Source organism: Streptomyces sp. NBC_01450 (assembly GCF_036227505.1).
Classification (GTDB): domain Bacteria; phylum Actinomycetota; class Actinomycetes; order Streptomycetales; family Streptomycetaceae; genus Streptomyces.
In genome coordinates this window covers 7786592-7807555 of the sequence record NZ_CP109480.1, presented here as the reverse complement: position 1 = coordinate 7807555, position 20964 = coordinate 7786592, and the positions used below count along the sequence as shown (strand labels likewise).

Sequence of the window (20964 nt, the reverse complement as noted above, 5' to 3'; positions counted from 1 at the left end):
TTAATGACCGGCCGGGTGACCACCCCGACGGCTCACGCGCCTTCCCCCGCCTTACGCTTGGCCCCGTGAACGAGATGCCCCGGGACCACCGGCCCACGAAGTCCGTGCGTGTCCTGCTTGCCGAGGATCAGGGAATGATGCGGGGCGCGCTCGCCCTGTTGCTGGGGATGGAGCCGGACATCGAGGTCGTCGCCCAGGTGGCGGCGGGCGACGCCATCGTGGACGCGGCGCTGACGCACCGCCCGGACGTGGCCCTGCTGGACATCGAGCTGCCCGGGATGAGCGGTCTGGACGCCGCCGCCATACTGCGCGAACAGGCCCCCGACTGCCGGGTGTTGATCCTGACCACCTTCGGCCGGCCCGGGTATCTGCGGCGCGCCATGGAGGCGGGTGCCGCCGGGTTCCTGGTCAAGGACGGCCCCGTGGAGGACCTGGCCGAGGCGATCCGGCGGGTGCTGACCGGCGAGACCGTCATCGATCCGGTGCTCGCCGCCGCCGCGTTGAGCGCCGGGCCGAATCCGCTCACCTCCCGTGAGTGCGACGTCCTGAAGGCCTCGACGGACGGCGCCACCGTCGCCGACATCGCCTCGAAGCTCCATCTCTCCGAGTCGACCGTCCGCAACTACCTCTCCTCCGCGATCGGCAAGACGGGCACCCGCAACCGCATGGAGGCGATGCGGGAGGCCCGCCAGCAGGGCTGGCTCTGACCGCCGGCCGCCCGCCCCGGCACGCGGAGATCTTTCGTCTCCTCCTCAGCGGGCGGAGATCTTCGAGGGCAGCCACAGCAGCATCAGCACCGCCCCGCCGAGCAGCACGTACCCGCCCGTGCGGAAGGCCAGCGCGTATCCCTCCGTCAGCGCCTGGGCCGACGAACCGCTCCCCGTACGCGACGCCGCGATGGTCGACATGACGGCGAGTCCGAGTGAACCGCCCATCGTGCGGGAGGTGTTGACCAGCCCGGAGACAAGACCGGCGTCCCCCGGCGCCGCGCCCGAGGTCGCGAGCGAGGCGAGCGGAGTGGCGGCCAGTCCCGCGCCCGCCATCATCAAAATCCCGGGGAACATGATCGCCGTCAGGTACGAGCCGTCGGCCGTCATCGTCGACTGCCAGCCGAAGCCCGCCGCGGCGACCAGCGACCCGATGACGGCGACGTTGCGCGCCCCGACCACCGGCATGAGCCGCGGCGCGAGCTTCGAGCCGAGGACCACCGCGAGCGAGCTCGGCACCAGCGCGAGCCCGGCGCCCAGCGGCGAGTAGCCGAGCACGTTCTGCGCGTACAGCGTCATGAAGAACCACATGCAGAACATCGCGGCGCCGCACACGAACATGGCAGCGTTCGCCGACGCCACCGCCCGCACGCCGAGCAGCCGCAGCGGCATCAACGGCACCCGCGCCCGCGCCTCGACCAGGAGGAAGCAGCCGATCAGCGCGAGCCCGGCGCACAGCGGTACCAGGGTCGCGGCCGCCGCCCACCCCTCCGCCTCGGTCTGCACGATCCCGTACGCGAGGGTCGCGAGCCCCGCCGTCACCAGCAGCGCGCCCGGCAGATCGAGCCGCCGCCCGTCCCCCGCCCGGCTCTCCACGAGCCACCGCGCGGCGCCCGCCAGCACCACCGCGCCCACCGGCACGTTGATCAGCAGCACCCACCGCCACGACAGCCCGTCCACCAGCAGCCCGCCGACCAGACCACCGACCGCCCCGCCGCCGGCGCCGACCGCCGTCCAGGTCGCGATGGCCCGCGCGCGGGCGGCGCCCTCCGGGACCGCCGAGGTGAGGATCGTCAGCGTCGAGGGCGCGAGCACCGCCGCCCCGAGCCCCTGCGCGGCCCGGGCGACCAGCAGTTGCCAGCCCGCCTGGGCGAGCCCGCCGCCCAGCGAGGCCCCCGTGAACAGCGCGAGCCCGACCAGGAACATCCGTTTACGTCCGTACAGGTCACCGGCCCGCCCGCCGAGCAGCATGAACCCGGCGAAGGCGATCGCGTACGCGTTGACGACCCACTGCAGCCCCGGCGCGCTCAGCCCGAGGTCGGTCCGCATGGACGGCAGCGCCACGTTCACGACGGACACGTCGAGCACCACCAGGAACTGTCCGGCGCAGGCCAGCGCCACCACCAGCCAGGTGGGCGGTGCGGCGCGACCTGATATTCGGGTGTCTTCCGCGGCTCGCAGCATGGGTGTCATGCTCTCAACCGCCCTATGGTCCTTGCATCGGGATTTCGCCGCACTCGCTCCTCGGCCACGGGACCTAGTACCGCGGCACCAGGACCGGCCGCGTCGGTCGGGCCTCGGCTCAGCCCGTCGCCCGCAGCAGCGTGACCACCGCCGCCCCGCCGAGCCCGATGTTGTGGGCGAGCCCGACCCTCGCGCCCGCCACCTGCCGGGGCCCCGCCTCTCCCCTCAACTGCCACACCAGCTCGGCCACTTGGGCGATCCCGGTCGCCCCCAGCGGATGCCCCTTGGAGATCAGCCCGCCGGACGGGTTCACCACCCACCGCCCGCCGTACGTCGTGGCCCCCGACTCGACGAGCTTGCCGGACTCCCCCTCCTCGCACATCCCGAGCGCCTCGTACGTCAGCAGCTCGTTGATGGAGAAGCAGTCGTGCAGTTCCACGACGTCCACGTCGTCGATGCCGAGTCCCGACCGCTCGTACACCTGGCGTGCGGCCTCCCGTGACATCGGCTGTCCGACGACGTCGACGCAGGAGCCGGAGGCGAAGGACTCCTCGGTGTCGGTGGTCATGGCCTGCGCGACGATCTCGACGGCCCGCTCCGCCAGCTCATGGCGCTCCACGAACCGTTCGGACACGACGACCGCGGCGGCGGCCCCGTCCGAGGTGGGCGAGCACTGGAGCTTCGTCAGCGGCCGGTGCACGACCCGGGCGGCGACGATCTCGTCGACCCCGTACACGTCCTGGAACTGGGCGTACGGATTGTTCGCCGAGTGGCGGTGGTTCTTGGCGCCGACGGCGGCGAGCTGCGCCTCGGTGGTCCCGTACTTCTCCATGTGCTCGCGCGCCGCGTCGCCGAAGATCTGCGCGGTGGGCGGGGACATCTCGAAGCCGTGCCGGGCGGCCATGACGCCGTAGTGGCGGGCCACCGGGGACGTCGAGAAGTCTCCCCCGTCCGCCCCGCCCCCCAGCGCCCCGCGCTTCATCTTCTCGAAGCCCAGTGCCAGTACGCAGTCCGCGACCCCGCCCTCGACGAACTGCCGCGCCAGCATCAGCGCGCTCGATCCGGTGGCGCAGTTGTTGTTGACGTTGTAGACGGGAACGCCGGTCAGGCCGAGTTCGTACGCGGCGCGCTGGCCGGCGGTCGAGGGCTGGAAACAGTAGCCGACAGGAACCTGTTCCACCTCGGCGTACGTGATCCCGGCATCCGCGAGCGCAGCGCTCCCCGCCTCCCTCGCCATGTCCCAGTACTGCCATTCACGGGTCTCGGGCTTCTCGAACCTGGTCATCCCGACCCCGGCGACGTAGGCCTTCATGGCGCGCAAGGCTAGAACACGTTTCATTTACTCACCAGACCTGACGCCGGATCAGATCCTCACGGGAAGGTCAAGATTTCGTTAGTACGCCGAAGCATCGGAATAGTTGCCTGGGCACACCGGGTTCCTCTTGCACGTATCCCGCACGGATCGACCACCCCCTGCTCCTCCCTCCCTCTCTCTTTTGGCCTGGAGGCCTCACGCAATGACGCACACGACGACCGACCAGCCCACCCGGAGGCCCGGCGGCGCGATCGTGCCGGTACTGGCCTTCGCGGGCATCGTTGTCGCGGTGATGCAGACCCTGCTCGTTCCGGTCATCAAGGACCTGCCGGAGCTGCTGGGCACCGCACCCAGCAACGCCACCTGGGTGATGACCTCGACGCTGCTCGCGGGAGCCGTCGCGACGCCGATCATGGGCCGGCTCGGTGACCTCTACGGCAAGCGGCGGATGCTGCTCGCGAGCCTGTCCGTGATGGTCGTGGGCTCGCTCATAGCCGGTTTCACCAGCCAACTGCTGGTGATGATCGTCGGCCGTGCCCTGCAAGGCTTCGCCATGGGCGCGATCCCCCTCGGCATCGGCCTGATGCGCGACATGCTGCCCCGCGAGAAGCTCGGCTCGGCGATGGCCCTGATGAGCTCCTCGATCGGCGTCGGCGGCGGACTCGCGCTGCCGGTCGCGGCCCTGGTCGCGCAGCACGCCGACTGGCACGCCCTCTTCTTCCTCGCCGCCGGTCTCGGCGCCGTCTCGATCGTCCTGACCCTCGTCGCCGTACCGGAGTCCCCGATGCGCGCCGAGGGCACCTTCGACGTACTGGGCGCGATCGGCCTCTCCGCGGGCCTCGTCCTCTTCCTGCTGCCGATCACCAAGGGCAGCGACTGGGGCTGGACCTCGACCACCACGCTCGGCCTGTTCGGCGCGGCGGCGGTCGTCCTCCTGCTGTGGGGCGTGATGGAGCTGCGCGTGAAGGCGCCGCTGGTCGACCTGCGCACCACCGTCCGCCGCTCGGTGCTCTTCACCAACCTCGCCTCGATCATGGTCGGCGTCTCCTTCTACGTCGTCTCCCTCGTCCTGCCGCAGCTGCTCCAGCTGCCGAAGGCCACCGGCTACGGCCTCGGCCAGTCGATGGTGGTCGCGGGTCTGTGCGTGGCGCCGCTCGGTCTGACGATGATGCTCACCGCCCCGGTCTACGCCCGGATCTCCGCCAAGTACGGCCCCAAGGTCACCCTGATCCTCGGCATGCTGATCATCGGGATCGGCTACGGCGCCGGCCTCGGCCTGATGAGCGCCGCCTGGCAGACCATCGTGATCTCGGTGGTCCTGGGCGCGGGCATCGGCCTCGCCTACTCCTCGCTGCCCGCGCTGATCGTCGGCTCCGTCCCGGCCTCGGAGACGGGCGCGGCCAACGGCCTCAACACGCTGATGCGCTCGATCGGTACGTCGGTCTCCAGCGCCGTCATCGGCATGGTGCTCGCCAACACGGCGAACGACGTCGGCGGCCTCGAGGTCCCGACCATGCACGGCTTCCGGGTCTCCTTCCTGATCGCCACCGGCGCGGTCGCCGTCGGTCTGCTCTTCGCCCTGCTGCTGCCGGGCCGCCGCCAGGCGACCAAGCCGCAGCTGCGCGCGAGCAGCGAGGAGGACGCGGCTCTGGAGCGCGCCCACGAGATACTCGGAGGCTTCCGCGGCCGGGTGCTGGACTCCGACGGCAGCACGGTCGCCCGGGCCAAGGTCACCCTGATCGACCGGCGCGGCCGCCAGGCGGGCGCCACGCTCTCCGAGGCGGACGGCAGCTACGCGCTCGCCGTGCCCGCCGAGGGCGCGTACGTCCTCGCCGCCAGGGCGCCGGGCCACGGCCCGCTCGCCTCCTCGGCGACCCACTCGGGCGACGACCGCCCGGTCGAGCTGGACCTCGCACTGCCGAGCGCGACGGTCTCGGCGTAGGCGCGACCGTTTCGGCGCAGGTACGAGCCCACCCACACCCACACCCTCGTCGCCGATGCGGCGGGGGTGTCAACTGCTCTCCGAAAAGGGTGCATGAGGTCGGTTTAACTCGATCGTGTGATGGTCGGCTTCCGGGCTTGCGGCGCCCTGGGCCGATCGGGTTAACGTGATCGTGCGATCTGGGACGCCGGGTACGGTGCCAGCGTGCGGGGCCCCTGCTCCACCGGAGTGATGGTTCAGGGCCTCCCCGTCGCCTCTGACCGTATCCACATGGCCAGGTCGCGCAGGGAACTGGCCTCCCGGGATCGGACCACGCACAGGATGCGTGTCGCCGCCCCGGGGTCGAGTACGCCGGGGACCAGTACGCCCAAGACCGTTCGGGGCGTGCCAGTGGACGGACTCACCCCCACCCACTGTCCAGGAACGGTGTGGTGCACCATGGGGCGCTCACAGTCACGTACACGCGGACTCGCACAGGCAGACGTGCGGCGCTGTCGTTCGCACCCGATGGAGGACCCCATGCCCGCGGCACCCAAGCCGGAGATCCTGGCCGCCTTCGAGGCCGCGAAGGGGTTTATGCCACTTCGTGAGGGGCTCGCGCTGTACGAGGCCGCGGTCGAGGCGGGCCGGCTCCAACTGCCCCTCCTGGAGGTCGGCACGTACTGCGGGCGCTCCACGATCCTGCTCGCGGACGCGGCGTGCGCGGCCGGTGTGACGGCGATCACCGTCGACCACCACCGGGGCAGCGAGGAGCAGCAGCCCGGCTGGGAGTACCACGACCCGGCCACGGTCGACCCCGAGATCGGCCGGATGGACACCCTTCCCACCTTCCGCCGCACCCTCCACAAGGCGGGCCTGGAGGACCAGGTGGTCGCGATGGTCGGCCGCTCGCCGCAGATCGCCGCCTTCTGGCGCTCGCCCCTCGGTTTCGTCTTCATCGACGGAGGCCACACGGACGAGCACGCCTCCGGCGACTACGAGGGCTGGGCGCCGCATGTCGCCGAGGGCGGCCTTCTCCTGATCCACGACGTGTTCCCCGACCCGGCCGACGAGTTCACCGGCCAGGCCCCCTACCGCGTCTACCTCCGGGCCCTGGAGTCCGGCGCGTTCACCGAGATCTCGGCGACCGACTCACTGCGCGTGCTGCGGCGAACGGGAGCGGGGATCTGAGAGCGCGGTCGGCGCCGTGTTCCGGCACGTGCCGCAGTACACGGGCGCGAGCCAGTCTTCGCGAGAGCACCCCTGGCTGACATCCCATCAGGCCAGGGCGCCGAGGCGCTGCATGATATTGCTCACGCGGACAAGCCTCAAGTTGCAAGGTCCATCAGGGTGATTAGAGTAGTAATGACCGTATTCGGCCTATATGACTAAGGGGCAAGGCCGTGAACGCCAGACACTGGAAGCGCTCCGTTATCTTGGGCTCGACCCTCATTCTCGCCCTCGCTCCGGTTGGCCTGCCGCAGGCTTCGGCGGCCACGCCGAACGAGACCCACGCGAGTGCGCCTGCATCCGTTTCTGGTCAACGTGAGTACCGGCAGGGCTTCAAGGATGGCTTCCGGGACGGCTATGCGGATGCCAGAGACGACTGCCGTAAGCACGGCGGCAGGTATGGATGGAGCCACTCCAAGGGCGACTACGTCCGCGGCTACAGCGATGGCTTCAGCGCCGGGTTCACCCGGGCCGAAGACCGCTACTGCTAAGCCCGCCGGAGGTTCGATGCGTGTGGTGCGGGCGACTGTTCGGCAGCTCATCAGTCACTGCCCACTGCCGCGCCACTGAGCCTCTGCAAGTTCTCCGCCGTCTCACACATGTCTCACAGACCCAGCGGCCGGAGCCGATCCCCGAGGCTCCGGCGCGCCCGTTCCGCACTCTCCATGGACCGTGTGGACACCACGGACGGCCGCTAGGGTGGCAGGCGTGTCGTACGTAGGCCCTGACTTCGATCCTCCCGGCCCCCGCCGTTCCCGGCGCGGGCCGATGACCGTGGCGGTCGCCGCGCTGGTGCCTGGGGCGCTGGTGGGGTGGCTGGTGTGGCAGGCGGTGGGGGACTCGGGCGGCGGAGGCAGTACGTCGGCCCGGTCGACCGCCTCGGCCGGCGCACCCGGGTCCTCGTCCGCGGCACCAGGGTCCTCCTCCGCGGCGCGGACACCGACCGCGTCCGGGACGGACGACGGCAAGCCGCCGAGCTCGACCCTCTCCGGCCCCGCCACTCCCGCCGCCTCGGACCTGCCCGCCGCCGCGGGCCCCCTCAAGGGCAAGGTCGTCGTCATCGACCCGGGCCACAACCCCGGCAACTTCCAGCACTCGGCCGACATCAACCGCAAGGTGAACATCGGCACGAACTGGAAGGAATGCGACACGACCGGCACGTCGACCAACGCGGGTTACTCGGAGGCCCGGTTCACGCTCGACGTCGCCCGCCGGCTGCGCACGCTGCTGCAACAGGAGGGCGCCACGGTGAAGTTGACCCAGGACGGCGACCGTTCCTGGGGCCCGTGCGTCGACGAGCGGGCCCGGATCGGCAACAGCGCGCACGCCGACGCGGTCGTCTCCATCCACGCGGACGGCTCCGCGGCCGGCAACCGCGGCTTCCACGTCATCCTTCCCGCGTCCGTCCACTCCGGCGCCGCCGACACCCGCGCGATCGTCGCCCCGTCCCGCGATCTGGGCGAGCGCATCGCGGGCAACTTCGTCCGCGACACCGGCAGCGCGCCCTCCAACTACGTCGGCGGCGGCACCGGACTCGACGTCCGCAGTGATCTCGGCGGTCTCAATCTGTCAACGGTTCCGAAGGTGTTCATCGAGTGCGGCAACATGCGCGACAGCAAGGACGCCGCGTTGCTGACCAGTGGCGGATGGCGGCAGAAGGCCGCGCGTGGGATCTCTGAGGGAATCGTGAGTTTCCTGCGCGGGTAGTGATCGGCGCATCGAACCCGACGGACACCCTGATCGGACGGGCGATAGTGTCGCCCCTACGATGAGGGGCCACCCCCCGAGCGCTTCACACCAGGGCCTGACGGCGACATGGTGTCAGCGACGCCTCCACCGACGACGAGACGACTGACGAAGGACCTGAAGTGAATATCCGCTCCCTCACTCGAGGCGACGGCGTGGTGATCGGAGCAGCGGTATTGCTGTTCATCGCGTCGTTCCTCGACAATTTTTCGGTCGACGGGGTCTCGAGCAGCGTCGACATCCCCAGCGCCTGGTCGAACGGGCCGCTCCTGCTGAGCGTGGTCCTGGCCGGCATAATCGGGGCCGCACTGGTCGTCGTCTCCCACGGCCTGCCGCAGGTACCCAAGATCGTCGGACTCGACCTCGGTCAGTTCGGCGTCGCCTTCACGGTATTCGCCGCGTGGAGCGCGCTCGGGAACCTCTTCGACCCGGTGGGCGGCGCCGCCAGCGGGGACAATGTCAGCGCCGGCAGCGGCCTCATCCTCGCCTTCATCGCGACGCTGATCATGGCCGGCGCCGCGATCGCCACCCCCCTCGTCCCGGCCCTGCAGGCCGCGCTCGTGCCCGCCCCCAAGCCTGCCGCGCCCCAGCCCTACGGCGCCCAGCCGCCCGCGGGTTACGGCTACCCCGGTGCCCAGCAGCCGGGTCAGTCCTTCGGTGGTCAGCCGCAGCAGGGGCAGGTGTTCGGCGGTCAGCCCAGCCAGCCGCAGCAGGCGCCGACCCCGCAGGCACAGCCGCCCGCCGCTGACTTCTCGCCGTTCTGGTTCGCCGTGCCGGTGCCGCGTCCGCTGTTCTCGGAGGACGGTTCGCAGGCGCCGATCGCCGAACTCGCGCCGGGCACCTGGTATCTGGCCGTGGAGCAGCGCGGTGCGAACCTGGTGGCGCAGACGCAGGACGGCCGTCGCGGTGTGCTGCAGGACACCTCGGGGATCCAGCGCGGCTGACCTGCCGCGTCCGCTCCCATGCGGCCTCCCACGGCCCCTCGTCCTTCCGGGCGGGGGGCCGTTGCCGTACAGTCGGCTGGCGCGTGCACGTGACTGACGCATGACTGACGCATCGTCAGAACCTAACTCCTGGAGGGTTCATGCGGCTCGGCCTCGCACTCGGCTACTGGGGGCGCGGTCCCTCCGCGGACCATCTGCCGCTCGCCCAGGAGGCGGAGCGGCTCGGGTATCACTCCGTGTGGACCGCCGAGTCCTGGGGCTCGGACGTCTTCACCCCGCTGACCTGGATCGCCGCGCACACGACCCGCATCCGGCTCGGCACGGCCGTGGCGCAGATGGCCGCCCGCTCCCCCACCACCACCGCGATGCACGCCCTCACCCTCGACCATCTCTCGGGCGGGCGCGTGATGCTCGGCCTCGGGCTGTCGGGGCCGCAGGTCGTGGAGGGCTGGTACGGGCGTCCGTTCCCGAAGTCGCCGCTGACCGCGACCCGGGAGTACGTCGATGTCGTACGCCAGGTCCTCAGGCGGGAGGGGCCGGTCGAGCTCGACGGCCGCTTCCACCAGCATCCCTACCGGGGCGACGACGGCACCGGGCTCGGCAAGCCGCTGAAGCCGATCACGCATCCGCTCCGCGCCGACCTGCCGATCCTGCTCGGCGCCGAGGGGCCGAAGAACATCGCGCAGACGACCCGGATCGCGGACGGCTGGCTGCCGCTGTACTGGTCGCCGACCCGCCCGGGGGCCTACGAGGCCGCGCTGAGCGATCTGCCCGCCGGCTTCCTCGTCGCGCCCATGGCCCATGTCCGGGTCTGCGACGACGTCGCCGAGGGACTGCTGCCCGTGAAGGCGATGCTCGGCTTCTACATCGGCGGTATGGGCCACGCGGCGCGCAACTTCCACGCCGATCTGATGGCACGGATGGGGTTCGAGGAGGAGGCCCGGCTCATCCAGGAGCTGTTCCTCGCCGGACGCCGCCAGGAAGCGGTGCTCGCCGTCCCGGACGCCTTCGCCGACGAGATCTCCCTCGTCGGGCCGCGTGAACGCATCGCCGAGCGGCTGGAGCTGTGGCGCAAGGGCCCGGTGACAGACCTGCTGGCGCTGTCACCGGACCCTCACTCGCTACGAGTTCTCGCCGAGCTCAACTCCTAGGCACGGCAAGGCGATCGGGGCTCAGCCCTTGGCCAGCTGCGAGGAAGACGGCACCTTGTCGGTGACCGGGGCGCCCGCGCTCTTGCCCGCTTCCTTCACCTTGTTGATGATGTCGTCGAAGGAACCCGCGGTCTCGTCCGTCGAGTCGCCCTTGCGGAGCTTGGACGGCAGGTTCTTGAGGGAGTCGATGCCGGCGCTGAGCGGGGCGAGAGCCTTGGAGAGAGTGGGGTCGCCCTCGGCGTTCCTCTTCGCGGCCTTGAGCCGGTTGTACGCGAACGTGCCGGCGAGGGCCGCCTTGACCAGGGCGAGTTTGCGGCCCTTGGCGCCCTTCTTGAACTTGCCGGCCTTCCAAGGCTTCACGATCCACTGGTAGGTGGCTCCGGCGGCGAGGCCCGCGTTCGCCACGAAGCGGGTCTTGGAGAGCTTCTGTTTCTCCACGGTGCTGCTGCTGGACGGGGTGGCGGCGGCCGCCGCGACGGCGGCGGTGTCCTTGGTGGCCCTGCTGCCACTGCCGCAGGCCGTGGCGCCGCCGAGCAGGGCGCAACAGACGGTGAGCGCCACGACGAGGCGCCGTATCGGTACGGGCACGATCGGTACGGGCACGAGGTCCTCCGGGGAAGGGAACGGTTCTCCCGTTTCCGGGAGACCGGCTCTTCCAGCAGGCTCACCCGAACGCGGTCGCCGCGCCACTCGAGCGACGCGTTCGGGTTCCGCCCCCCGCGGGTTTCATCCCTGGATACGCGGCAACCCGGAGGGCATGTCCCCTCGATATCGCAACGGTTCCAACCAAGCGGGCACGGTCATCGCGATCGTCGCCGACGTGATGGCCGTCATCCTCGGCCTGTGGATCCTGATGTACCTCCTGGACGCGAACCGGGCCAACGACCTGGTTCAGTTCGTCCACGACGCGGCGAGCTGGCTGGCCGGCTGGTCCCGCGACCTGTTCACCTTCGACAGGGCGTGGGCACGCGTGGTCGCGGGTTACGGCCTGGCCGCCGTCGTGTACCTGTTCATCGGCCACGCCATCGCCAACCGCATGCACCGCCACTGAGCCGGCACCGCCCGGCTGCGAACAGGGCTCCCCGCCCGGCTGCCGACAGAGCTCAGCAGCACTCCGCTTCGAGTCCCGGCGGCAGACGCTCGCCGCCGAAGACCGCGCAGGTCGGCTCGTCGCCGCCGAGCGCGGCGACGGCGAGGAGCAGCGAGCCGGCCGTCCAGCTGGTGAGTTCCTCGGGCCAGATCGTCCGGGCGTCGAAGACGTAGCCCGTCCAGTAGAGGCCCGTCTTCGGGTCGCGCAGGTGCTGGATGGACTGGAGGATCTCCAGGGCACGGTCGGACTCGCCCACGGCCCACAGCGCCAGGGCGAGTTCGGCCGACTCTCCGCCGGTCACCCACGGGTTGGGGACGACACAGCGGACGCCGAGCCCGGGGACCACGAAGCGGTCCCAGCCCTCCGCTATCCGGGACTTGGCCTCGGCGCCGGTCAACGCGCCGCCGAGCACCGGGTAGTACCAGTCCATCGAGTAGCGGTCCTTGTCGAGGAACCGCTCGGGGTGCCTGCGGATCGCGTGCCGCAGCGCGCCGACCGCCAACTCCCAGTCGGGCTGCGGCTCTTCGCGTTGCTCGGCAATGGCGAGCGCGCAGCGCAGCGCGTGGTGGATGGACGAACTCCCGGTCAGCAGGCCGTCCTCGACCGCCGTGCCGTCGTCCTCGCGCTTCCAGCCGATCTGCCCGCCGGGCTGCTGGAGGCGCAGCACGAACTCCACGGCCGCGTAGACCGCGGGCCACATCCGGTCGAGGAAGGTGTCGTCGCCGGTGGCGAGGTAGTGGTGCCAGACGCCGACCGCGATGTAGGCGCAGAAGTTGGTCTCCCGGCCGCGGTCGGTGACGTCGTCCGCGTCCCCGTCGGCGTAGGCCGCGTACCAGGATCCGTCCTGGTTCTGGTGCCGGGCCAGCCAGTCGTACGCCCGCTCGGCCGCCTCGTGCTCCCCCGCCGCGTCCAGTGCCATGGCCGCCTCGGTGTGGTCCCACGGGTCGAGGTGGTGCCCGCGGAACCACGGTATGGCGCCGTCGGGTCGCTGCACCCCGAGGATGGCCCGCACCGTGGCGGCGGCCTCCTCGGCGGTGAGGACCCCGGGCAGGACGAGGTGTTCTGTCCGGGGCGTGGTCACGAAGCGTCCACCGCGGCGGTGTCGAGGGGCAGGTGGGGCTTGGTCGCGTACGCCACGAAGCTCTTGCCGATCAGCGGGTTCAGCGCGTTCTCGGCGACCCGGGTGGCCAGGGGCTTCTTCATGATGTCCCAGACCAGCAGCTTGTGGTACGCCCGCACGGGCAGCACCTTGTCGTTGTCGACGCCGAAGGCGCACTTCAGCCACCAGTAGGGGCTGTGCAGGGCGTGGGCGTGATGGGTGCCGTACGGCTTGAGCCCGGCCTCCTTCATCTTGCCCAGCAGTTCGTCCGCCTTGTAGATGCGGATGTGGCCGCCCTCGACCTCGTGGTACGCGTCGGACAGCGCCCAGCAGACCTTCTCCGGGCCGTAGCGCGGCACGGTGATCGCTATGCGCCCGCCCGGCTTCAGCACGCGCACCATCTCGGCGAGGACGCCCTTGTCGTCCGGGATGTGCTCCATGACCTCGGAGATGATCACGACGTCGAAGGAGGCGTCGGGGAAGGGCAGTGCGAGCGCGTCGCCCTCCATCGCGGTCGCGGTGGCGCCGGCCGGGGCCTCGCCCGCCTCCTTCATCGCCGCGAACCACTTGGCGACCTCGCGGATCTCCTCGCCGTTCTGGTCCAGCGCGACGACCTGGGCGCCGCGCCGGTAGCACTCGAACGCGTGCCGGCCGGCACCGCATCCGAGGTCCAGTACGCGGTCGCCCGGGGCGAGCGGGAACCGGGAGAAGTCGACGGTCAGCACGTGGCCCTGCTTTCACGGTCGGAGGTGGGGGTGACGCCCGTCGCCGGGCCGAAATCTACGGGGCCGTGGGTGGGAACACCGCCCGCGACGGTGCCCGCGGCGACCGTGGCGCCGTCCGACGCGGCGGCGCTCGACACGGCCGGGCCCGACACGGGGACGACCGGCGCGGTGGCGGGGGCTGCCGTGGCGGCGGGCGGCGTGCCGTCCGTCCGGTCGGTGGTGGTCTTGGCGGGCGCGGGGCGGACGGGAGTCGGGGCCGCGGCGCGGCCCGGGGTCCTGGCCGCCGCGAGGGCCATCGCCTCCCGGTAGTGGGCCACCGTGCCCTCGGCGGCGCGGGCCCAGGTGAAACGGTCCAGCACCCGCGCGCGTCCGGCGGCGCCGAGCCGGACCCGCAGTTCCGGGTCGCCCAGCACCCGGCTCAGCGCGGCGGCCAGCGCCCCCGAGTCGCCGGGCGGAACCGCGAGGCAGGTCTCGCCGTCGGGTCCGGCGACCTCCGGGATCGCCCCGCCGGTGGTGGCCACCAGCGGCGTCCCCGTGGCCATCGCCTCGGCGGCGGGCAGGGAGAACCCCTCGTACAGCGAGGGCACGCAGGCGACCTCGGCGGACCGTACGAGGTCGACGAGTTCCGCGTCCGAGATGCCCTTGACGAACTCGACGGCGCGCTCGAGGCCGTACCGCTCTATGGCCTGGGCGACCGGGCCGTCCTCGGCGCGCTTGCCGACGACCACGAGATGCGCGCCGGGGTGCTCGGTGCGCACCTTGGCGAGCGCCTCGACGAGGTGGATGAGGCCCTTGAGGGGGACGTCCGCGCTGGACGTGGTGACGATGCGGCCCGGTACCTGCGGCACGGACGGATCGGGCGAGAAGAGGTCGGTGTCGGCGCCGATGTGCACGACGTGGACACGGTCCTGGTCGACGCCCAGGTGGTCGACGATCTCCTGTTGCGAGCTGCCGGAGACGGTGAGCACGGACGGCAGGCGGCGCGCGACGCGCTTCTGCATGCGCGTGAAGGCGTACCAGCGGCGTACGGACGCGCGGCGCCGACGCCCCTCGGCCGCGTCGAGCTCCAACTGGCGGTCGACGGTGATGGGGTGGTGGATGGTGGTGACCAGGGGCGCGCCGACGTCGCCCAGCAGCCCGTACCCGAGCGTCTGGTTGTCGTGCACCACGTCGAAGTCCCCGCGGCGGGCGCGCAGATGGCGGCGGGCGCGCAGGGAGAAGGTCAGCGGTTCGGGGAAGCCGCCGGTCCACATCGTGCCGACCTCGACCGCGTCGATCCAGTCGCGGAACTCCTCGCGCTTGGGGGTGCGGAAGGGGTCCGGCTGGCGGTACAGGTCGAGGCTGGGCAGTTCCGTGAGACTGAGGTGCTGGGCCAGCTCGGGGAGGTTCTCGTCCAGCACGGGGTACGGCTGGGAGCCGATGACCTCGACCCGGTGGCCGAGGCGGGCCAGTTCGCGTGACAGGTGCCGTACGTACACGCCCTGACCGCCGCAGAACGGGTTCCCCTTGTACGTGAGGAGCGCGATGCGCAACGGTCCGTCGCCGTCCGTGGCCGCACCCACTCCGGGGCCCGCCTCCATGGCCTCAGCGGTCACTTACGGCCCCCTTCTCCCTGCACATTCCCGCGAGATTACGTCGGGACGCTAATCTAGAACAAGTTTCAGACTTGATCGTTCGAGGAGGACTGAATCTACCGGCAGGTAGCGCCTCTGTGAGCAGTGGATCAGGTGATCCGCGCCACGACGGAAGCGTCGGGACGAATGTGTTCTGACCCACGGAAGTGTCTGCCATGCTGTCTCGTCGCTCCTCCAGCTGAACCACGGAACGGGACCCATGCCTGCGGAAGTCAAGGTGGAAGCCAAGTCCGCGCGACCCGCCGCGCAGCCGGCCTCTCCCCCGCTCACCGAGCGGCAGGAGGCACGCCGCCGCCGGATCCTGCACGCGAGCGCGCAGTTGGCCAGCCGGGGCGGCTTCGACGCGGTGCAGATGCGCGAGGTCGCGGAGTCCTCGCAGGTCGCCCTCGGCACGCTGTACCGCTACTTCCCGTCGAAGGTGCATCTGCTGGTCGCCACGATGCAGGACCAGTTGGAGCACATGCACGGCACCCTCCGCAAGAAGCCGCCGGCCGGGGACACGGCGGCGGAGCGGGTGGCGGAGACGCTGATGCGGGCCTTCCGCGCCCTGCAGCGCGAGCCGCACCTCGCCGACGCCATGGTCCGCGCGCTGACCTTCGCGGACCGCAGTGTGAGCCCCGAGGTCGACCAGGTGTCCCGGCAGACCACGGTGATCATCCTGGACGCGATGGGACTGGACGACCCGAACCCCGCCCAGCTCTCCGCGGTCCGGGTCATCGAGCACACCTGGCACTCGGCCCTGATCACCTGGCTCTCGGGCCGTGCCTCGATCGCCCAGGTCAAGATCGACATCGAGACGGTGTGCCGCCTGATCGACCTGACGGAGCCGGCCGAGAAGTAGCCGTGGCGTCGGCTCACGAAGGCATGCGAAAACCTACGAGACGGGTTCCCTTCGCCGGCATGGTCCGGATCAGGTGATGGAGGTCGCCTTCCGGTCCGACTACTACCTTCAGGCCTCTCAGCCCGACCGTCGACGTCGGCCCCGGCGGAAGTTGCTGCCTCTCGCCAAAGTCGGCTACTCCGGTTGAACTCCCTCACTCGCCTCGTAGGCCACTACCAGGATAGAACGCCCATAGCCGGATGGAACCACCCAGAGGGAAGTTTTTCTCGACTTTTTTCGCGGCCGCGCCCGGCCTCGGTCTCGGCCTCGGTCCCCGCCTCAGTCCTCCGGTGGAAACACCGGCTCCCCGCTGCCCAGCAGCGTGATCATGATCGCCTCCACCGGACAGCTCTCCGCCGCCTCCAGGATCTTCTCGTTGGCGTCGGTCTCCGGTTCGACGGGGTGGGACTGCATGGCGGTGTCGAGCCGGAAGGCGTCCCCGGCACGGTGGACGCACTGGGCGGAGCCGATGCAGACGGAGCGGTCGACCTCGACCCCCCAGCGGTCGCCCATCCTCACGCCTCCCAGCCGGCCGGCAGGTGGATCATCTTGTGTTCCAGGAACTCGCCGTACCCCTCGGGTCCGAACTCCCGGCCCAGCCCCGAGTTCTTGTAGCCGCCGAAGGGGCCGAGCATGTCGAGGCTGAAGGTGTTCACGGAGTACGTGCCGGTACGGACCTGCCGCGCGACGTCGATGCCGTGCGCGACGTCCGCCGTCCAGACGCTGCCGCTCAGCCCGTAGTCGGAGTCGTTGGCGATCTTCACGGCCTCGTCCTCGTCGCCGTACGGGAGGAGACAGATCACCGGCCCGAAGATCTCCTCCCGGGCGATCCGCATGGAGTTGTCGACGTCTCCGAAGAGGGTCGGCTCGACGTACCAGCCCCGGTCGAGGCCATGCGGACGGCCACCGCCGGTGAGGATCTTGGCGCCTTCCTCCTGGCCGATGCGGATGTAGTCGAGGTTGCGCTGCTGCTGGCGCCTGGCGACCAGCGGGCCGACCTGGGTGGCCGGGTCCAGCGGGTCCCCGACGACCAGCGCGCCCGCCGCGGCGGCGAAGGCGTCCGCGAACTCGTCGTAGCGCGAGCGCGGCAGCAGGATCCTGGTCTGCGCGACGCAGGCCTGCCCGTTGTTCATCCAGGCCGCCGAGACGATCCCGGGGACGGCGGTGGCGAGGTCCGCGTCCGGCAGGACCACCGCCGCCGACTTCCCGCCCAGCTCCAGCGTCACGCGGGTGAGGTTGCGCGAGGCCACCTCCATCACGCGCCGGCCGGCCGCGACCGACCCGGTGAAGGAGACCTTGTCGATGCCGGGGTGTCCGACCAGGTACTCGCTGACCTCGCGGTCGGCGGGAAGGATCGACAGGACACCCTCCGGCAGCCCGGCCTCCTTCGCGATCTCGCCCAGCAGATAGGCGTCCAGGGGCGATTCGGGCGACGGCTTCAGTACGACCGTGCAGCCGGTCAGCAGCGCGGGCGCGAGCTTGGCGGCCGCCACGAACTGCGGCACGTTCCACGGCACCACGGCCGCGACCACGCCCACCGGCTCGCGCCGGACGAGGATCCGCCCGAGGACGCCGTCGCGCGTCTCCTCGTACGTGAAGTTCCGCGCGACCGTGAGCGCCGCGTCCCACACCATCATCGCGCCGAGGGCCTGCGCGAGGACGCTCCAGGAGTACGGGGAGCCGTTCTCGGAGGAGATGACCCGGGCGATCTCCTCGTGCCGTACCGCGATCCCGTCCTTGATCCGGGTGACGACCTCGATCCGCTCGTCGAGGCTCATCCGGGGCCAGGGGCCTTCGTCGAACGCCTTGCGCGCGACGGCGACCGCCCGGTCCACGTCCTCGGTCGACGCGTGCGGGACGCGTCCGATGACCTCTTCGGTGTGCGGCGAGATCACCTCGATGACGTCCTTGCCCAGCGGGTCCGTCAACTCCCCGCCGATGAACAGCTGTCCGTGTTCCACGAGCTCGGCCATGACCGCCGCCTCCCCGAGGGGCTTCCCCGACACCGGAACTGCATCCGACACTTCAACCGACACTTCATCTGACGCTTCATCAGATACGAGAACTGATACCAGCTCCCGTCGGCGGAGTCCACGGGCAGGAGCCGGAGGGTGAAGGTTGGTTCGAGCACCCAATGGAATCGGTTCTAGTTATAGTTGCGGCAACACGGCGATTGGTGGGAACCCATGACGCAGGTGACCGATCACGGCGGGGGCGTACGGTCGATCAGCGTCCCCATCCCGGACAACCCACTCGGAACGACGCTGGTCCACCTGGTCGACACCGACCTGGGCCCCGTGCTGATCGACACCGGCTGGGACGACCCGGCCTCCTGGGACGCCCTCGCCGCCGGGCTCACCGCCTGCGGTGTCTCCGTCGCCGAGGTGCACGGCGTGGTCATCACCCACCACCACCCCGACCACCACGGTCTGTCGGGCAAGGTGCGGGAGGCGTCCGGGGCGTGGATCGCGATGCACGCGCTGGACACCGCGATCGTGCGGCGGACCCGGGAGAACCGGCCCGAGCGCTGGTTCTCCTACATGGCGGACAAGCTGGCGTCCTCGGGCGCCCCCGAGGAGCATGTGGCCCTGCTGCGCGAGGCCCGCGCGGCCCGGCTCTCCACCGGTCTGCCCGCCTTCGCCCCCGCGCTCCCCGACCGTGAGATCGTCCCCGGCGAACTCCTGGACCTGGCGGGCCGCCGCCTGCGCGCGATCTGGACCCCCGGCCACACACCCGGCCACGTCTGCCTCCACCTGGAGGAGACCCACCCGGCCGCTCTCCCCGGCAACGGCCGCCTCTTCTCCGGCGACCACCTGCTCCCGCGGATCACTCCGCACATCGGCCTGTACGAGGATCCCGACGACGCCACCGTCGCCGATCCTCTCGGCGACTACCTGGACGCCCTGGAGCGCGTCGGCCGCCTGAACCCGGCCGAGGTGCTCCCGGCCCACCAGCACGCCTTCACCGACGCGCCGGGCCGCGTAAGGGAGTTGCTCGCACACCACGAGGAGCGGCTCACCGGCCTGCTCGCCCTCCTGTCGACCCCGCTCAACGCCTGGCAGCTCGCCGAGCGCATGGAGTGGAACCGTCCCTGGGACCAGATCCCCTTCGCCTCCCGCAACATCGCGGTGTCGGAGGCCGAGGCCCATGTGCGCCGCCTGGTGAAACTGGGCCGGGCGGAGGCGGTGACGGGGAGCGATCCGGTGACGTACGTGGCGCTGTAACACGGTGGCGCTGCAATACGTTGGAGAGGGCAAGCCCGGAGCTGATAGCAACAGCTCATGGACCCTCTCGAACGGCTTCTCGCCGAGCGCGCCTGCGAGCGCCTCGTCCTCGACTTCGTCCACCGCCTCGACCTCGGCGAACCCGCCTCCGTCGCGGAGCTGTTCACCGAGGACGGCGTCTGGCGGTGGCCGGCGGACGACCGGCTCGTCGAGGGCCGGACGGCACTGCGCGCGTACTTCGGCGCGCGCCCCGCCGACCGGCTCTCGCGCCGCATGATGGCGAACGTCCTGGTCACCGTGGACTCACCGACCGAGGCGCGGGCCACCTCGTACTTCACCACCTACCGCGTCGACGGTCACACCGGCGGCATGGTCCCGGCCGGACCCCCCGTCCAGATCGGCCTCCCCCACTCTCGGCTTCGCTCGAGCGGGGGGACCCCCATCGAGGACACCTTCCGCAAGCTCGACGGGCAATGGCTCCTCTCCACGCGCACCCTGTTCCTGCCCTTCGGTGGCCCCACCCCCAGCCTGGACGGATCATGACCGGCTCCGGCGGCTGTCCGGGAACTCGGGCAGAAGAGCGTCGGCACCACGACAGATCCGGGCACCTTTCGACGAGATGCGATCAACTCCCTGTTGGTGAGGGTGCGGCGGCCGATGTTCGGAGATCGTCGGGTGATGGGCACGAGGGAGCAGGGCCGGCAAGATCGACGAGAACACCAAGAACACCTTGGACACCTTGGACACCTTGGACGCCAAGAGCAGCGGGAGCAGTGGAATCGGCAGGAACGGCAGGAGCGGCGGATACTGCTCGCGCCGTTCGTCGCCTGTCTGCTGATCGCCGTGCCGGATCTGCTCTTCGACCAGGTACCGCGGCTCATCACCCTGCTGCTCATCGGCCCGCTGCTGGCCTGCGCCCGGCTCGGCGTCCGGCACACCGTGCTGGTGTGCTGCTGGTCGGCGGCGCTGGGCCTGGCGATCGGACTCGGCAACGACGCGGTGCCGAGCACCGGCTTCGGCGTCCGCTGGGGCGGACTCCTCGTCGGCTGCGTGCTCACCGTGTACGCGGCCCGGCAGCGCGACCGGCTCCGGGACCGGCTGGCGCGGGCCCGTGAGGTGGCCCGGGTCACCCAGACGGCGATCCTGCGGCCCATCTCGCGCACCTTCGACGGCACCCTGGTCTGCACCCGGTACCACAGCGCCTCCCACGAGTCGGCCGTCGGCGGCGACCTGTACGACGTCGCGATGACGCCGTACGGCCTGCGGGTCCTCGTGGGCGACGTACGCGGCCATGGCGTCGAGGCGCTGCGGCTGTCCGCCGACACCCTCACGGCCTTCCGTGAACTCGCCTACACCACACCGGACCTGACGACTCTCGCCGTCGATCTCGACGCCCGGATCACTCCCGAACTGGGCCCCGAGGACTTCGTCACCGCGGTGCTCGCCGAGTTCGCGCCCGGCGAGGTGCGGCTCGTCAACTGCGGCCATCCGCCCCCGCTGCGCTCCGGCCACCGCATCGAACTCCTCGAACCCCTCGTCCCCACGCTGCCGTTGGGACTCGGTCCGGACCCGAGCCAGTACCGGGTCCGGCTCCAGCCCGGCGACCGGCTACTCCTCTACACCGACGGCCTCACCGACGCCCGTGACCCGCAGGGCGCCCCGTTCCCGCTGCTCGGCGAGGCCGCGCTCGCCCTGCGCGAGCCGCTCCCCGACGACGCCCTGCGAGCCCTGCACGCCCGTCTGCTCGCCCACACCGGCACCGCACTCGCCGACGATCTCGCCCTGGTGCTGTGCCAGCCCACGGAGGCGACGGTTCCGGCGCCCGTGCCGTGAC

The 20964-nt window shown here is 71.0% G+C and carries 20 protein-coding genes; 12 read left to right on the top strand and 8 right to left on the bottom strand.

From position 1 onward, the window contains the following. The first annotated feature begins 74 nt into the window (after nucleotides 1-74). Nucleotides 75-707, top strand: a complete 633-nt coding sequence (locus OG568_RS34690) for a response regulator transcription factor (protein WP_329536545.1) — start codon at nucleotides 75-77, stop codon at nucleotides 705-707. A gap of 45 nt (nucleotides 708-752) precedes the next feature. On the opposite strand, the gene OG568_RS34685 is transcribed toward OG568_RS34690, so the two are convergent. Further along, on the bottom strand, nucleotides 753-2180 hold the full coding sequence (locus tag OG568_RS34685) for an MFS transporter (RefSeq protein WP_329534412.1): 1428 nt from the start codon (nucleotides 2178-2180) through the stop codon (nucleotides 753-755). Nucleotides 2181-2289: 109 nt separating this feature from the next. Then, nucleotides 2290-3483 (bottom strand): lipid-transfer protein, encoded by a 1194-nt coding sequence (locus OG568_RS34680; RefSeq protein WP_329536544.1) that lies wholly within the window; start codon nucleotides 3481-3483, stop codon nucleotides 2290-2292. Between the two features lie 205 nt (nucleotides 3484-3688). On the opposite strand from OG568_RS34680, the gene OG568_RS34675 reads away from it, so the two are divergent. The 6 genes from OG568_RS34675 to OG568_RS34650 all read left to right on the top strand — a co-directional run bounded on the left by OG568_RS34675 (nucleotide 3689) and on the right by OG568_RS34650 (nucleotide 10478). Then, entirely contained in the window at nucleotides 3689-5428 is a 1740-nt protein-coding gene (locus tag OG568_RS34675; RefSeq protein WP_329534411.1) for an MFS transporter, read from the top strand. A 519-nt stretch (nucleotides 5429-5947) separates the two neighbouring features. Then, entirely contained in the window at nucleotides 5948-6598 is a 651-nt protein-coding gene (locus tag OG568_RS34670) for a class I SAM-dependent methyltransferase (protein ID WP_329534410.1), read from the top strand. A gap of 212 nt (nucleotides 6599-6810) precedes the next feature. After that, entirely contained in the window at nucleotides 6811-7128 is a 318-nt protein-coding gene (locus tag OG568_RS34665) for a hypothetical protein (RefSeq protein ID WP_329534409.1), read from the top strand. Between the two features lie 217 nt (nucleotides 7129-7345). Beyond that, entirely contained in the window at nucleotides 7346-8344 is a 999-nt protein-coding gene (locus tag OG568_RS34660; protein ID WP_329534408.1) for an N-acetylmuramoyl-L-alanine amidase, read from the top strand. Nucleotides 8345-8505: 161 nt separating this feature from the next. Then, the gene (locus OG568_RS34655; RefSeq protein ID WP_329534407.1) at nucleotides 8506-9327 is read left to right on the top strand and encodes a hypothetical protein; all 822 of its coding nucleotides are present in this window, start codon (nucleotides 8506-8508) and stop codon (nucleotides 9325-9327) included. A gap of 140 nt (nucleotides 9328-9467) precedes the next feature. Next, nucleotides 9468-10478: an LLM class F420-dependent oxidoreductase gene (locus tag OG568_RS34650; protein WP_329534406.1), complete on the top strand. Its 1011-nt coding sequence runs from the start codon at nucleotides 9468-9470 to the stop codon at nucleotides 10476-10478. 21 nt (nucleotides 10479-10499) lie between these two features. On the opposite strand, the gene OG568_RS34645 is transcribed toward OG568_RS34650, so the two are convergent. After that, nucleotides 10500-11066 carry a hypothetical protein gene (locus tag OG568_RS34645; RefSeq protein ID WP_329536543.1) on the bottom strand — a complete coding sequence of 189 codons (567 nt, stop codon included), beginning with the start codon at nucleotides 11064-11066 and terminating at the stop codon, nucleotides 10500-10502. A gap of 169 nt (nucleotides 11067-11235) precedes the next feature. Between OG568_RS34645 and OG568_RS34640 the strand changes: the two genes are divergently transcribed. Next, a complete protein-coding gene (locus OG568_RS34640; protein ID WP_266414344.1) occupies nucleotides 11236-11529 on the top strand; it encodes a hypothetical protein in 294 nt (97 codons plus the stop codon). Nucleotides 11530-11581: 52 nt separating this feature from the next. Here the strand turns inward: OG568_RS34640 and OG568_RS34635 are convergent, their stop codons facing one another. From OG568_RS34635 to OG568_RS34625, 3 genes are read right to left on the bottom strand one after another with little or no spacing between them, the layout of a single operon-like run. Next, complete coding sequence (locus OG568_RS34635) at nucleotides 11582-12649, bottom strand: prenyltransferase (RefSeq protein ID WP_266414341.1); 1068 nt, start codon at nucleotides 12647-12649, stop codon at nucleotides 11582-11584. After that, entirely contained in the window at nucleotides 12646-13392 is a 747-nt protein-coding gene (locus OG568_RS34630; RefSeq protein ID WP_266582236.1) for a class I SAM-dependent methyltransferase, read from the bottom strand. The genes OG568_RS34635 and OG568_RS34630 overlap by 4 nt, the downstream gene beginning before the upstream one ends. Further along, entirely contained in the window at nucleotides 13386-14987 is a 1602-nt protein-coding gene (locus OG568_RS34625; RefSeq protein ID WP_329534405.1) for a glycosyltransferase family 4 protein, read from the bottom strand. The genes OG568_RS34630 and OG568_RS34625 overlap by 7 nt, the downstream gene beginning before the upstream one ends. Before the next feature lie 238 nt (nucleotides 14988-15225). Here OG568_RS34625 and OG568_RS34620 point away from each other — a divergent pair, with 238 nt between their 5' ends. Then, nucleotides 15226-15867 (top strand): TetR family transcriptional regulator, encoded by a 642-nt coding sequence (locus OG568_RS34620; protein WP_329534404.1) that lies wholly within the window; start codon nucleotides 15226-15228, stop codon nucleotides 15865-15867. Nucleotides 15868-16185: 318 nt separating this feature from the next. Here the strand turns inward: OG568_RS34620 and OG568_RS34615 are convergent, their stop codons facing one another. Continuing rightward, nucleotides 16186-16419, bottom strand: a complete 234-nt coding sequence (locus OG568_RS34615; protein ID WP_266414332.1) for a ferredoxin — start codon at nucleotides 16417-16419, stop codon at nucleotides 16186-16188. 2 nt (nucleotides 16420-16421) lie between these two features. Continuing rightward, entirely contained in the window at nucleotides 16422-17879 is a 1458-nt protein-coding gene (locus tag OG568_RS34610; protein ID WP_266582239.1) for an aldehyde dehydrogenase, read from the bottom strand. A 213-nt stretch (nucleotides 17880-18092) separates the two neighbouring features. Between OG568_RS34610 and OG568_RS34605 the strand changes: the two genes are divergently transcribed. The 3 genes from OG568_RS34605 to OG568_RS34595 all read left to right on the top strand — a co-directional run bounded on the left by OG568_RS34605 (nucleotide 18093) and on the right by OG568_RS34595 (nucleotide 20963). Then, entirely contained in the window at nucleotides 18093-19130 is a 1038-nt protein-coding gene (locus OG568_RS34605) for an MBL fold metallo-hydrolase (protein ID WP_329534402.1), read from the top strand. 57 nt (nucleotides 19131-19187) lie between these two features. Continuing rightward, complete coding sequence (locus OG568_RS34600) at nucleotides 19188-19673, top strand: nuclear transport factor 2 family protein (protein ID WP_329534401.1); 486 nt, start codon at nucleotides 19188-19190, stop codon at nucleotides 19671-19673. A gap of 300 nt (nucleotides 19674-19973) precedes the next feature. Then, nucleotides 19974-20963 carry a PP2C family protein-serine/threonine phosphatase gene (locus OG568_RS34595; RefSeq protein ID WP_329534400.1) on the top strand — a complete coding sequence of 330 codons (990 nt, stop codon included), beginning with the start codon at nucleotides 19974-19976 and terminating at the stop codon, nucleotides 20961-20963. Nucleotide 20964: the final 1 nt, after the last annotated feature.

Excerpts from the sequence above, each read along its gene's own strand:
- OG568_RS34690 (WP_329536545.1), top strand. The coding sequence starts at position 75 with ATGCCCCGGGACCACCGGCCCACGAAGTCCGTGCGTGTCCTGCTTGCC.
- OG568_RS34685 (WP_329534412.1), bottom strand. The coding sequence starts at position 2,180 with ATGACACCCATGCTGCGAGCCGCGGAAGACACCCGAATATCAGGTCGC.
- OG568_RS34680 (WP_329536544.1), bottom strand. The coding sequence starts at position 3,483 with ATGAAGGCCTACGTCGCCGGGGTCGGGATGACCAGGTTCGAGAAGCCC.
- OG568_RS34675 (WP_329534411.1), top strand. The coding sequence starts at position 3,689 with ATGACGCACACGACGACCGACCAGCCCACCCGGAGGCCCGGCGGCGCG.
- OG568_RS34670 (WP_329534410.1), top strand. The coding sequence starts at position 5,948 with ATGCCCGCGGCACCCAAGCCGGAGATCCTGGCCGCCTTCGAGGCCGCG.
- OG568_RS34650 (WP_329534406.1), top strand. The coding sequence starts at position 9,468 with ATGCGGCTCGGCCTCGCACTCGGCTACTGGGGGCGCGGTCCCTCCGCG.
- OG568_RS34640 (WP_266414344.1), top strand. The coding sequence starts at position 11,236 with ATGTCCCCTCGATATCGCAACGGTTCCAACCAAGCGGGCACGGTCATC.
- OG568_RS34620 (WP_329534404.1), top strand. The coding sequence starts at position 15,226 with ATGCCTGCGGAAGTCAAGGTGGAAGCCAAGTCCGCGCGACCCGCCGCG.
- OG568_RS34615 (WP_266414332.1), bottom strand. The coding sequence starts at position 16,419 with ATGGGCGACCGCTGGGGGGTCGAGGTCGACCGCTCCGTCTGCATCGGC.
- OG568_RS34610 (WP_266582239.1), bottom strand. The coding sequence starts at position 17,879 with ATGGCCGAGCTCGTGGAACACGGACAGCTGTTCATCGGCGGGGAGTTG.
- OG568_RS34605 (WP_329534402.1), top strand. The coding sequence starts at position 18,093 with ATGACGCAGGTGACCGATCACGGCGGGGGCGTACGGTCGATCAGCGTC.
- OG568_RS34600 (WP_329534401.1), top strand. The coding sequence starts at position 19,188 with ATGGACCCTCTCGAACGGCTTCTCGCCGAGCGCGCCTGCGAGCGCCTC.